Annotated in this window: 10 protein-coding genes and 2 pseudogenes; 4 read left to right on the forward strand and 8 right to left on the reverse strand. The window is 42.8% G+C overall.

Annotation, left to right across the window (positions count from 1 at the left end):
- Positions 1–13: 13 nt before the first annotated feature.
- Positions 14–517 carry a cell division protein gene (locus F5613_RS12860; RefSeq protein ID WP_079682086.1) on the forward strand — a complete coding sequence of 168 codons (504 nt, stop codon included), beginning with the start codon at positions 14–16 and terminating at the stop codon, positions 515–517.
- Positions 518–533: 16 nt separating this feature from the next.
- Positions 534–1,121 carry a GTP cyclohydrolase I FolE gene (gene folE, locus F5613_RS12865; RefSeq protein WP_179400064.1) on the forward strand — a complete coding sequence of 196 codons (588 nt, stop codon included), beginning with the start codon at positions 534–536 and terminating at the stop codon, positions 1,119–1,121.
- Here the strand turns inward: folE and F5613_RS12870 are convergent.
- The 6 genes and pseudogenes from F5613_RS12870 to F5613_RS12890 all read right to left on the reverse strand — a co-directional run bounded on the left by F5613_RS12870 (position 1,108) and on the right by F5613_RS12890 (position 7,876).
- The gene (locus tag F5613_RS12870) at positions 1,108–2,286 is read right to left on the reverse strand and encodes a hypothetical protein (protein ID WP_179400065.1); all 1,179 of its coding nucleotides are present in this window, start codon (positions 2,284–2,286) and stop codon (positions 1,108–1,110) included. The two genes, folE and F5613_RS12870, sit on opposite strands and share 14 nt — an antisense overlap.
- 90 nt (positions 2,287–2,376) lie before the next feature.
- Positions 2,377–4,233 carry a DUF349 domain-containing protein gene (locus F5613_RS12875; RefSeq protein WP_079682084.1) on the reverse strand — a complete coding sequence of 619 codons (1,857 nt, stop codon included), beginning with the start codon at positions 4,231–4,233 and terminating at the stop codon, positions 2,377–2,379.
- Positions 4,234–4,424: 191 nt separating this feature from the next.
- The gene (locus F5613_RS12880) at positions 4,425–5,660 is read right to left on the reverse strand and encodes a sodium ion-translocating decarboxylase subunit beta (protein WP_179400066.1); all 1,236 of its coding nucleotides are present in this window, start codon (positions 5,658–5,660) and stop codon (positions 4,425–4,427) included.
- Positions 5,660–6,022: pseudogene (locus F5613_RS16710) on the reverse strand (acetyl-CoA carboxylase biotin carboxyl carrier protein); the annotation flags it as partial. The gene F5613_RS12880 and the pseudogene F5613_RS16710, both read right to left, overlap by 1 nt.
- An 18-nt stretch (positions 6,023–6,040) precedes the next feature.
- A pseudogene (locus F5613_RS12885) lies at positions 6,041–7,540 on the reverse strand (oxaloacetate decarboxylase); the annotation flags it as partial.
- Between the two features lie 66 nt (positions 7,541–7,606).
- Complete coding sequence (locus F5613_RS12890; RefSeq protein ID WP_068186361.1) at positions 7,607–7,876, reverse strand: OadG family protein; 270 nt, start codon at positions 7,874–7,876, stop codon at positions 7,607–7,609.
- Between the two features lie 302 nt (positions 7,877–8,178).
- Between F5613_RS12890 and F5613_RS12895 the strand changes: the two genes are divergently transcribed.
- Positions 8,179–9,141, forward strand: coding sequence for a tetratricopeptide repeat protein (locus tag F5613_RS12895; protein WP_179400068.1), 963 nt, complete (start codon positions 8,179–8,181; stop codon positions 9,139–9,141).
- 48 nt (positions 9,142–9,189) lie between these two features.
- Here F5613_RS12895 and mgtE read toward each other — a convergent pair whose 3' ends face one another.
- Positions 9,190–10,536: a magnesium transporter gene (gene mgtE, locus F5613_RS12900; RefSeq protein ID WP_068186351.1), complete on the reverse strand. Its 1,347-nt coding sequence runs from the start codon at positions 10,534–10,536 to the stop codon at positions 9,190–9,192.
- A gap of 4 nt (positions 10,537–10,540) precedes the next feature.
- The gene (gene rsmA / locus F5613_RS12905; RefSeq protein WP_179400069.1) at positions 10,541–11,368 is read right to left on the reverse strand and encodes a 16S rRNA (adenine(1518)-N(6)/adenine(1519)-N(6))-dimethyltransferase RsmA; all 828 of its coding nucleotides are present in this window, start codon (positions 11,366–11,368) and stop codon (positions 10,541–10,543) included.
- A 96-nt stretch (positions 11,369–11,464) separates the two neighbouring features.
- Between rsmA and F5613_RS12910 the strand changes: the two genes are divergently transcribed.
- Positions 11,465–12,475 (forward strand): lysylphosphatidylglycerol synthase transmembrane domain-containing protein, encoded by a 1,011-nt coding sequence (locus F5613_RS12910; RefSeq protein ID WP_179400070.1) that lies wholly within the window; start codon positions 11,465–11,467, stop codon positions 12,473–12,475.
- Positions 12,476–12,496 lie beyond the last annotated feature (21 nt).

Raw genomic sequence — 12,496 nt, forward strand, 5'->3', positions numbered from 1 at the left:
ATAAAATAAGCCTATGAGAAAATTTTCATATGTAGCTTTAATCACAGCTGCTTTTCTGACGTCTCACTCTGCCTTTGCTCAGGAGGTAAACTCTGACTTAACTGCCACAACCACTATTTTTGATGCATTTCAGGAGCCTTCGCTTTCGAAAGGAAAGGTGGTGGTTAATCAAGATCCTTCCATTAAGAAGATGGTAGGTGTACGATTGGCCGGAGATAAAGTACAGCGAACCGGTAATGATGCTTTTATAAAAGTACAGGGATTTCGGGCTCAGGTATTTACCGGAAATCAACGGCTTTCTAAAGATGAAGCATTCAAAAGGGAAAAAGAAATTAAGGAAATATTCCCTGAGCTGACTACCTATGTGACTTATACAGCTCCTTTCTGGAAGTTGCGAGTGGGTGATTTCCGTAGTCATGAGGAGGCTTATGACCTAAAAAGAAAGCTGGTGGAAGCTTTTCCTACCTATGGTAAGGAAATATATATTGTTAAAGAAGAAGTTAATATTCCTCTCTAAATTTGCATAATCAAAGATGAAAGAAGTTAAAGAAGAAACTTTACTTAAAAGAGAAGAGCTGGCATTGCATTATTCACGCATTCTGGATCTGCTAGGTGAAAATGTGGAGCGTGAGGGGCTTATCAAAACTCCTGAAAGGGTTGCCAAAGCGATGCAATTTCTTACGAAAGGATATGACGAAGACCCACAGAAGGTGTTGTCGGCGGCTATGTTCGAGGAAGAGGGATACAAACAGATGGTTATTGTAAAGGATATTGATTTCTTTTCTCTCTGTGAGCATCATATGTTGCCTTTTTTTGGGAAGGCGCATGTTGCTTATATACCGAATAAATATATCACCGGATTAAGTAAAATACCCCGGGTTGTTGATATTTTTGCCCGCAGATTACAGATTCAGGAGCGCATGACGCTGCAAATCAAAGAGTGTATCCAGAATACGTTAAATCCGCTGGGTGTTATGGTCGTTATTGAAGCTCAGCATATGTGTATGCAGATGCGGGGTGTAGAGAAGCAGAATTCGCTTACTACAACATCTGATTTTACCGGTTTTTTTCAGCAAGCCAAAACCAGGGAAGAATTTATCAATCTGATCAAGAACAAGTAGCAGAGGCCATTATATAAGCAATATAATGGCTGTTTTCTGTAACCGGACAAAGTGGTAAGTAACCAGAACGTAACTTATTTTCTTCAAAAAACAGTGGATTTTTCTCCTGAAGCATACGGTGTGTCTTTTGTGCTTCTCCTGCTTTCTTATGAAAATCGATGATAAATCTACCGGCTGAATTTGCCGCCATATAGCGTTCGTATAAATGAACAGCGAGCATTCCCATGGTGTACCTCATATTTACCTCAATACAAGGGTGTATCTTGTACTTGTCCTGCTTGTCTTTATATACAAGCATATCTACACCAAGGTAACCCGTGTATTGCGTGCCATAGACTGTCTCCAGCACCTCTTTGACAGCATCTCGTACGGCGTCAATAAGTTCTTCACCTAAATAAGAAGAGAGCCTCTCCTTCAGTCTCTGCTGACTTTCCAGTATATTCCCGGAATATGCCCCCCTTCTTTCCGTAGAAAAAAGAGAAAGTCCCTTATATTCTATTGTTCCCTGCCCGTTGGAATAGAACTCCATTGCAAAATCCTGCACTTTATTCAGAGCGGCTTCTATGCTTATAGTCCCTTGTTTGTTTAATGCCCCTTTTATCCAATTACTTTCAGAGGTAACCAGTTCTGATGAATCCAGCCAAAGGAGTCCCCTTCCCGATGAAGAATAAGGCATCTTGCAGATTACCGGAAAAGAAGCGGTTTTCAGCTCTTTGTACACCTCTTCCAGCGAGTTGCAAAATACAGGAATTACGATTTCTCCAACGGATGGCTCGATTTCAATTATTCTCTTTAAACATAGGGCCGCGGTTTGTCGTCCACAGAGCTTGGTGTAGGCAGGGTTCCATTGGGGAATAACCAGCGGCCAGCCGCTTAGCTTCTTCAAATTGGAAAACATATGCAGACTATGAAACGATACTCCCCAAGGATTAATGGTTGCAGGAGGTAGAGTCGACCCTTTTTTTAGGATGAACTCAGTAGATACCGGAGAAGCCATAGGCCCAAATTCGTTAGGCCGATTCAATTCTTTAATTTTTTCGGGATTATCGACTAACACGAAATCCTGGCTGTCTGCATACCATAGCGGTAATAACTCAAGCTCCTTCATCATCTTGTGGACATTGGAAGGCGCTGTATAGGAAGGCTGTCCCTGAAGTACGGCCATCTCGTGACCTGGATTAAAATAGTGAATATAACGCATGTTTATATGAAAAAAGAAGCCGTCTCTGTAGGAAACGGCTTCTTCATTTTTTTTCTATTCCAGATTCTCATCAATGGCATCTATCTTTTTCACTGTAAGTGCCATCTCTTCTTTCAGGTTTTCAATCTTACGTTCCATCTCTTTTACCAAACCGCTTCCGCCTTTGGAAGAAACGCTTAAGAATCCAATATTGTTTTCGTAAGTCTGAACTTCGGTTTTTAGTCGTTCGTAGTAACGCATCAATCGTTCACGTTCGCCGTAAAGCTTGTTTTTCCCCTTTTCACCACTATTCATGTCGGTGATGCTGCTGCGGAAGCTCTGCATTTTGCGCTCAGCCTGACCTACTTTAAGACGGTCGAACTGTTTGTCTACTGCGTCATGGAATTCTTTATATACCTTGTCTTTTTCTTTGAAAGGTACATGACCGATTGTGTTCCATTCTGCAATCAGACCTTTTAATACGGATACTGCCTGATCTGCCTTAAGAGATTCATCCAAAGAGTTTACTTTCTCAATCAATTGTTTTTTAGCAGCCAGGTTATCTTGTTCAACCGATTTCTGAGAAGATACATTCTTGTTCTTCTGTTCGAAGAAATAGTCGCATGCCGAAATGAAGCGCTTCCAGATTGTATCAGAGTGTTTGCGGGCTACAGAACCGATTGTTTTCCATTCTTTCTGTAACGCAATCAGTTTATCAGTACTATCTTTCCAGTCCGTACTGTCTTTTAATGCTTCCGCCTTTTCACACAATGCCTTTTTCAATTCAAGGTTGCGTTCCATATCATTTTTGATAGCCTTGTAAAAATCGTTCTTCCTATTGAAATAGGCATCACAGGCGGCACGGAAACGTTCAAATATCTTTACATTTGCTTTTTTAGGGGCAAAGCCGATTGTCTTCCATTTTTCCTGGAGAGCAATAACCTGCTTGTTCATCTCTTCCCAGTCTTTGAAGGTTTTAAGGGCATCCATATCGATGGCCTCAATCTCTTCACAGATAGCGGTTTTAGCATCCAGGTTTTCTTGTTCGCGGGATTTCAATCCTTCGAAATGAGCCTGATGTTTCTTATTTATTGCTGTTGATGCATTTTTGAAACGAGTCCAAAGCTCTTCACGTAATTCTTTCGAAACAGGACCGATCTCTTTCCATTGCTGATGAAGTTTTTGAAGTTGGTGAAATGCCGAGATAATATCGGGTTCTTCCTCCAGCTTCTCAACAGTTTCACACAGCGCTGTCTTTAATTCCAGGTTTTTCTTAAAGTCGTAATCCCGGAACTGGTTGTTTATTTTTATTATGTCGTAGAACTTCTCTGAATAAATCTGGTAATTTTTCCAAAGTTCATTGGCAAACTCCTGAGGAACTGCTTTAACCTCTTTCCAGCGATTCTGGATGTCTTTAAAGTCGTTGTATAGTTTGTTAAAGTCTTCCTGACTTTCAGTAAGCTGTTTCAGCTGTTCGATCAACTGCAGTTTCAAGGCATAGTTAGCCTCTTTAACGCGTTCTTCTTCAGCTACAAGGGCAGCTCTTTTTTCTTTATATACATTGAGCAGATTCTTTATTTGAGTCTCGATCTCGTCTACAGGAGCAGAAAAGTCTTTTTCGTCCCCTCCATTTTCAAGAAACGTTTTTTTGAGCTCTTCCACTTCGTTCCTTCGAATTTTGTAATAGGCTTGCTTGAGTGATTCAATTTCACTCCGCGACTCCTCCACGGATACTTCAACCAGATCGGATAACTTGCTAAGAATTTCTTCTTTTGATAATTTACCTACAGCTCCGGATGCAACAGTGTCTGTCGAATCTTCTGTTTCCATATCCGATACTGTAATTTCCGGTGTTACCTCCGGAACGTTAGCTTCTTCCAATTTGCCTGCGTTTTCTTCTGCCGGCAAATTAGTCTCAAGAATGTCGCTCATAATTCAGTCATATTTAAAAAAGGATGATTATTCCTATATCTGTCACAAATTAAACTAATTATTTTTTTATAGCCACATTTTATTTCAATTATTTCTTATAAATTAATCAATAATCCTTAAAAAGAACAAAAAAAAAGGAGTTTAGAGGATTAATCCTTCAAACTCCTTTTTTTAGCTTGTCGTCTAACTTATTAAGATAAGAATGATATAAGTACCCCGGCAGCGACAGCAGATCCTATTACTCCCGAAATATTGCTGGACATGCAATACTGAAGGACATGATTTTTAGGATCATATTTTAGGGCGATCTCATTGGCTACACGTGAAGCCATCGGTACCGCACTTAATCCGGTAGCGCCGATTAATGGGTTTATTTTCTTCTTACTGAATAAATTAAATAGTTTTACCATCAGAATTCCACCGGATATAGACAAGGCAAAAGCTAAGAATCCTCCAATCACAATTCCGATTGTCTGTAGATTTAAAAAAGCGGTCGTAGTCATGGTTGCACCTACCGAAAGTCCCAGAAATATGGTGGCGGCATTCATGATACTGTTGGATGCCGCATCGAACAACCGGAATGTATTTGTTCCGATTTCCTTTACCAGATTACCGAACATCAGCATACCAACCAAAGGAACAGCCGACGGCACAAATAGGGCAACAACTGTGGTTACGGCGATGGGAAAAACAATCTTAAGAACCTGCATATTTTTAAACTCCGTATCACTCGGATATAGTTTTTCCTGCTCTTTCATATTGATCTTAAGCTCGTTTTTCGTACACAGAAGCTTAACAACCATGGGTATGATAACTGGAACCAGTGCCATGTAAGAATAGGCTGCAATTGCAATTGGTCCCAGCAGATGCGGAGCCAGCTTGATGGTCGTAAAGATGGCTGTGGGGCCATCGGCACCGCCTATAATTCCTAAAGCTGCAGCCTCTTTAGGGGTGAAGCCCATCAAAATGGCTACCAGCAAAACCGAAAAAATACCCAATTGAGCCGCAGCTCCAAAAATAGACAAACGCAGGTTACGCAGCATAGGTCCGAAATCTGTCAATGCACCAACCCCCATGAAAATGATGGGAGGTAAAAAGCCGGTCTTAATAAGCATATAGTAGATGAAATTCATCAGACCCAGCTCGTGAGCTATGTCGTGTAAAGGCATCTCCCATATATTCTTCATCACCCCTTTTACAGCTATCATGCCGTTTTCATCGGCCTGTATCACCCCCATATCGCCTCCGGGGAAGTTCGCAAGCAGAACTCCGAATGCAATGGGAACCAATAAAAGAGGTTCGTATTGTTTCTTTATGCCAAGGTAGAGTAAGATAAATGCGATGGCATACATTATCAGGAACTGCGGTTCAGCAATGATATTGCTGAACGCAGTCATTTCATATAAGTTCTGAAAAATATCTTCCATTATTGTATGGTCATTAAAACATCATCTTCAACAACTGAATCTCCATTTCCATAAGCGATGGACGTGATAGTTCCGCTCACTTCCGAACGAACTGCATTGTAGGTTTTCATCGCTTCAATGTAGCAGAGAAGTTGTCCCTCCTTCACTACGTCTCCAACCTTGACGGGAATGTCTGATGCGCTTTTCACCAGGAAGAATTTCCCTTCAAGGGGCGATAGCAGCTCCATTCCGCTTCCGGTAGCCGGTGCTGCTGCAGGAGCGGCAGATGGTGCGCCGGACTGAACCGGTGTATTTGTTGTATCTCCGTAGGATACGGTTACTTTGTATGCCTGTCCGTTCACATCTACAGTCATTGTTTGAGGAGAAGATGGCAGTGCCGGGTGTACCTGTACGGCTGCAGGAGCTTGCGCTTCATGTAATGCCGCTTTTCTGCTGGCAACATCTGCCAGGAATTCAACCTGAGCTTTGCCCGAACGATAAGCCTCGTATTGGGCCGGATGCATAGCGTACTCAAACAGCTCTTCATCGTCTTCGCCCACACTCCATTGCTTCTCATTCATCAGCTTACGATATTTGTCTAGCGCGTCCGGGTAATTCTTCTGCGGGTCTCCTTCAAAGAACTGCCGGCCTTCTTCTTTAGCCTTTTCAACAATTTCAGGCGCAAGCGTTCCGGGCAGCTTTCCGGCTTTACCCAATATCATATCCCATATGTCGTCTGCAATCATACCCCAACGCTCTTTGCCTTTTTCCATCTGCATAACATTCATCATGGCAAGATTCTTAACGTATTGGCTAAACGGAGTAACCAAAGGAGGATATCCGATGCGGGGCCATACATAGGCCACCTCGTCAAACAGTTTTATCAACAGTTGATCCTGTGTCATTACCGGCTGTTTGTTCTTTACTTTATTCTTGTTGATTGTTTCGAGGTTGGTTTCCAAATCCGCCATCAGACTTCCCATCATACCTCCCGGAAGTCCCGGTCCGATCAACAGTGAGTTCATTAAGCGGTTCTTCGGACTGATGTATAATCCAAGAAAATCATCCATAAACTCCTGGATCATACTGCGTACCTTCATATAAGCTTCCATGTTGATCTCGGGAACGATAAAGCCCGCATCCTTCAGCATGGCCTGAACAGAGATCAGGTCGGCATGCCCAGTACCCCATGACAGAGGTTCCATACCTACATCAATGTAATCGCATCCAGCTTTGCAGACTTCAAGGATGGAGGCCATATTGAATCCGGGACCAGCATGGCTGTGATACTGTATAGGTATTTCCGGATGTCTGGCTTTTATATTACCAACAATCTGACCAAGAGAATAAGGACGTCCGATACCGGCCATATCCTTGATACAGATCTCGTCGGCTCCAAGTTCAATCAGCTCGAAAGCCATATTGGTATAATATTCTACCGTATGAATGGGCGAATGAGTGATACTTAGTGCACATTGAGAGATCATTCCTGCCTCTTTGGCATATTGGATAGAAGGAGCGATATTTCTTACATCGTTCAGTCCGCAAAAGGTACGTGTAATGTCTGTTCCTTGTGCCTTTTTCACCTTATAGAACAGCTGGCGTACGTCCGAAGGAACCGGACTCATACGCAATCCGTTCAGGGCACGGTCCAGCATGTGTGTCTGAATACCCGCTTCCTTAAAAGGTTTGGTCCATTCTCTTACCGCTTTATTTGGATTTTCGCCGAATAGTAAATTTACCTGTTCAAAGCCCCCGCCATTGGTTTCAACACGGGCAAAACATCCCATTTCGATGATGGCTGGAGCAACCCTTACAAGCTGGTCTACGCGGGGCACATATTTTCCGGCAGATTGCCACATGTCTCTGAAGACCAGACTGAATTTAATTTCTCTTTTCATAATATAACTATTAAACGTATTAAATATTCAAGGAATCACTACGAAAAAAAATGAAAGTGGGGGAGTTTAGGCCTTCTCCACTTTTATAACCTTGCCCTTTCCTTCCGTAGTAACACCAACAGCGGCAACAATTGCGGCTAACGTGGCATCGGGAAGAGACGGATTTGAACCGGATGAATGGGTAGGGGGCTGCTTTTTTGCAATAACCTCTTCCGGGGCATACTTATTAACTAGAATTATCAATCCTTTTCCAAGGTAGATCACGATCAGTAAGATGACAAATACAGTAATCATACCAACCGACATTAACAAAATTCCTACTTCAAAGTTTTCCATAAAATTAGTTTAGAAGGCGCTTTTTCCGGAGAATGGATAAAAGTCTGCCTGGTTACAAATGCTTGCAAAGGTAACCAAATGTGTGAAGGAGCCATACCCTTTTTTGTGAAAAAATTGAAAAACGAAATCTTTAAGGTGTCAAAACTTCTAAATAATAGAAAAAAAGGCATTAAAAATTATATATTGTAAAATTGTTATGGGCGGTTTAAATTAGTTTGAAAGTAAATAACGAATCTTGTTGTTATTAAACAGTATGGCATTCTAAATGATTTTATATATTTGCATGTATAAAATAATCACTCATGGGAAATTTCTTTACATCACTGTTTTCCGGTAGTTCCGAATCGCCAGAAGAGAGCAAGGCAAAAGAAGATAAGAAAAACTTCGATATCTTTAAGTACGACGGTGTGCGTGCACAAAAAATAGGTCAGGTTACCTATGCGATCAAATGTTTTCTTGAAGCATTGAAAATTCAGTCAGATTTTGAAACGATGGGATATCTGGCAGTAGCCTATACTTCCGTAAATCAGCTGGAAGAAGCCTCTCAGGTGTACGATCAGATGGTGGAGGCGGAGCCAGATCATTTGTCAACCTGGATCACCCGCGCCAATCTGGCCTATATGATGGAGCGTTACGAATCTGTAATTGAAGGCACCACCTATGTGATAGAAAAAGACAATACGCTAGCCAACGCCTTTTATCTCAGAGGCAAAGCATACCAAGGACTGAGCGATCTTCTGAATGCCCTGGCCGATCTTACCCGAACCATTGCACTCAAAGACGATTATACAGAAGCATACCTGTCCAGGGCGGAAGTCCTGCAGGGAATGAGACAGGCAGACGAAGCCCTGACGGATGTAGAGAAAGCCCTTGAACTTTCGCCGGAGGAAGAGGCATTGTATCTGCTACGCGGACAGATTCATGAATCACAGGATAATCTGGATGCTGCACACGAGGATTACCAGTATGTGCTCGACTTGAATCCGTTTAATGAAGATGCTTACGTGATGAAAGGTAAATTGCTTATAAAACAAGGGAAACCTGCCGAAGCCGCCGACCTGTTCACAGATGCCATCGAGCTTAAACCCGATTTTGCCAAGGCCTTTGCCGAAAGAGGACGGGCCTACACGCTGCTGGGAAAATCGAAAGAGGCGCTTGAAGATCTGAAGCAGGCCATAGAACTTGACCCTCAGGGTGAAGAGGCTAAAAAGATTGAAGGGCAACATACCAATTTCGACGATATGTATAAAGGAGGCATCTTCTGATCAGTGATGAACAGAAGATGATTCCCTGTGCGCTAACAAATTTACGGATTAAGACAGAGCGGCCGTAATAAACATATAGATCATCATACCGATGATGTCGTTTGTAATGGAGATAAATGGCCCGGTAGCCAAAGCCGGGTCAATCTTAAACCGATCCAGAGTCATCGGAACCAGGGTGCCGAATATACTGGCAAACATCACTACAGCAAAAAGACTAAGTGAAACCGAGGCCGTAATCGCCCGGTTGTTCAGCATGAAGAAGTTATAGATGAAAACAACCAGACTGATGATGCTGGCATTGATTAATGAAACCGCCGATTCCTTAACGATTTGTTTCCATACATTGCCTTGTTTCAAAGAATTATTGGCCAGGCCCTGAACGACGATTGCCGACGACTGGATTCCAACGTTCCCTCCGGTTCCTCCGATGAGCGGAATAAACAATGCCATTTTGGGATTCGCTGCAAAGCTCGATTCAAAACCTCCCAGTAAGACCGAATTACCCAACCCCCCTATCATGCCGATAAGCAACCAGGGAAGACGGGCGGCAGTCTGTAAGATCACATTATCCGAAGTTTCCACGTCCTGCGAGATACCTGAAGCCAACTGATAGTCGCGTTCATGCTGTTCTCGAACTTCGTCCATTACGTCGTCGATGGTGATTCTTCCTACCAACCGGCCGATACTATCAATAACGGGCAGAGCCACAAGGTCATACTTCTCAATAGTCTGAGCCACTTCCTCGATGCTGTCGCTATCCTTTACCGCAATCGGATCCTTTTTCATCACGTGCTTGATTTTGGATACAGACGGACTCGTGATCATCTTTTTTAGAGGAAGAACCCCCCTGAGCCGTTCGTCATCGTCAACCACATACACATAATAAATCTCATCCATCTCCTCGGCCTGCGACCTCATCTCTTCCAGACACTTGGGCATACTCCAATTCTCGTTCACCACGATCATTTCGGTACCCATAAGTCCCCCGGCCGTATCTTCGTCGTATTTCAACAGGTCTACGATATCTCCGGCCTGTTCAACGTCTTCAATATGCGAAAGAATTTCTTCCTGCGTATCTTCGTCAAGCTCACGCATCAGGTCAACCGCATCGTCGGTCTCCATGAAGTCGATAAAGCGCTTGGCAATCAGCTCGCTGGGCAGCTCCTTCAGAAGTTTACGCCGGTCCTCTTCGTCCAGCTCCATCAAAACATCGGCCGCCTTCTCTCCATCCATAAGCATGTAGAGATAGATAGCTTCTTCCAGGTCAAGTTCCTGAAATAGCTCGGCAATGTCTGCAGGATAAAGTTCCTGCAACATATTCACTGCCGCGGTTTCATCTTTGAGTTCGATAACTTCCCTAAGATGCTCTATATATTCTTTCGTAAGTTCAATCATACCTTTATTCTATTTCAGAAAGGTCAGATACTACCGGCACCTGTCCGCCTGTTTTTTTCAGATAGGCATCCGTGATATGAGTTAATTCTATAAATTGCTCGACAGAAAGCTGCTCCGGCCGTTTATCAAAAATAGGCAAGGCATAATCCGGAAAGTCTTTTCCAAGCAGAGGTTTCATTGAATTACGTAACGTCTTCCTGCGTTGGTTGAAAGAGGTCTTGATCACCGACTTGAAAAGCTTCTCGTCGCAGCCCAACGACTCCCGTTTGTTACGAACCATACGGATTACAGCACTCTGTACTTTGGGCGGCGGATTAAATACCGAGGCATCCACCGTAAAAAGATATTCGATGTCGTACCAGGCCTGCAGCAGCACACTTAAGATACCGTAAGCTTTCTTTCCCGGTCCCGAAGCAAGCCGTTCGGCCACCTCCTTCTGTATCATCCCCGAGCAACAAGGCACCTTTTCCTTGTAATCAAGAACTTTGAAAAAGATCTGGCTTGAAATATTGTAGGGGTAATTACCTATTACGCAGAAGGGACCTTCAAACAAAGTCTCCAAATCAAGTTTCAGAAAATCTTCGGCCAGGATTCTTCCGGCTAATGCAGGGAAATTCTCATTTAAGTAAGCAACAGATTCCCTGTCTAGTTCAACCACCGAAAGGTCGTGTCCCTCTTCAAGTAAAAATGTAGTAAGTACTCCCATTCCCGGGCCTATCTCAAGAACGGGTAGGTGTTTGTAATCAGACAACGTTTCGGCAATTCTGCGCGCAATGCTCAGATCCTTAAGGAAATGCTGTCCTAATGATTTTTTTGGTTTTACCAATCTCATCCACTTCTTTGGTGTAAAATGTTTGTATTTGAATATTATGCTTATCTTTGCAGATGGACAAAAGTACAACAAATAATTTAAAGTACCCTATGCGTAATGGAATTTAAGAGTATGCTCCGTACGATTCTTAAGATATGTCTTCCTCTTGCCTTTGGAGTATTATTGCTCTGGTTTCTTTATAGAAAAATGGATATTTCCGTAATTATGAAAGTAATTAAGGAAGGCGTTCGTTATGATATTATATTGTTTTCATTGTTGTTTGGAGCGGGAGCCAATGTAATCCGCGCACTTCGCTGGGAATTGCTTATCAATTCTTCGGGCGACCATCCGAAACGAAGTAATGTAATCTGGGCGGTTTTAGGCAATTATGCCGTAAATCTGGTGCTTCCCCGTGTTGGCGAAGTATGGAGATGTGGCGTAGTATCCCGTTACGACAAGATTTCGTTTTCAAAACTGTTTGGTACACTACTGGTAGATCGTGTTATGGATACAATCATGGTTGGGTTGATAACCGCCTTCATATTCGTATTCCATTTTGGATTTTTCCTGAGCTTCTTCTCCAAGAATCCCGAGTTACTGCAAGGATTCCAAACAACCTTTACCTCCTTGTGGATTTATGTGGTTCTTGTAATTATAGCAGCGGTTGTATGGTTTGTTTTTACCTATATGAAACATTTCAGTCTGGTAAAGAAAATCAAAGCAACGTTGTCTAATGTGTGGGATGGAATCCGTTCGGTCTGGTTTATGAAAGAAAAGACGAAGTTTGTTCTGTATACCCTATTGATCTGGGTAGGCTATTTCCTTTTCTTCTATATAACGTTCTATGCTTTTGACTTTACAAAAGAACTCGGTATTTCAGTGGGATTGATCGCCTTTACAATGAGTAGTATCGGCGTGGCTGTACCGGTTCAGGGAGCTATCGGCCCCTGGCATTTCATGGTAATCGCCACCCTGGTTTGCTTTAATGTAAACGGAAACGATGCCGCCGCTTTTGCATTGGTGGTTCATACCTTGCAGACAGTCTGGACCGGATTGGTTGGCGTGGCAGGAATAATAGCACTCTCGGTTACGAATCGTAAAGACAAACCGGCGGTTGCAAATAAGTAAGTGTTTTTTTATTTTATCTGT

Origin of the sequence: Macellibacteroides fermentans, from assembly GCF_013409575.1 — a bacterium.
GTDB lineage: Bacteria > Bacteroidota > Bacteroidia > Bacteroidales > Tannerellaceae > Macellibacteroides > Macellibacteroides fermentans.

Coding starts and splice junctions, on each gene's coding strand:
- F5613_RS12875 (WP_079682084.1), bottom strand. CDS start 4,233: ATGAGCGACATTCTTGAGACTAATTTGCCGGCAGAAGAAAACGCAGGC.
- F5613_RS12890 (WP_068186361.1), bottom strand. CDS start 7,876: ATGGAAAACTTTGAAGTAGGAATTTTGTTAATGTCGGTTGGTATGATT.
- rsmA (WP_179400069.1), bottom strand. CDS start 11,368: ATGAGATTGGTAAAACCAAAAAAATCATTAGGACAGCATTTCCTTAAG.
- F5613_RS12870 (WP_179400065.1), bottom strand. CDS start 2,286: ATGGCCGTACTTCAGGGACAGCCTTCCTATACAGCGCCTTCCAATGTC.
- F5613_RS12880 (WP_179400066.1), bottom strand. CDS start 5,660: ATGGAAGATATTTTTCAGAACTTATATGAAATGACTGCGTTCAGCAAT.
- mgtE (WP_068186351.1), bottom strand. CDS start 10,536: ATGATTGAACTTACGAAAGAATATATAGAGCATCTTAGGGAAGTTATC.
- F5613_RS12910 (WP_179400070.1), top strand. CDS start 11,465: ATGGAATTTAAGAGTATGCTCCGTACGATTCTTAAGATATGTCTTCCT.
- folE (WP_179400064.1), top strand. CDS start 534: ATGAAAGAAGTTAAAGAAGAAACTTTACTTAAAAGAGAAGAGCTGGCA.
- F5613_RS12895 (WP_179400068.1), top strand. CDS start 8,179: ATGGGAAATTTCTTTACATCACTGTTTTCCGGTAGTTCCGAATCGCCA.
- F5613_RS12860 (WP_079682086.1), top strand. CDS start 14: ATGAGAAAATTTTCATATGTAGCTTTAATCACAGCTGCTTTTCTGACG.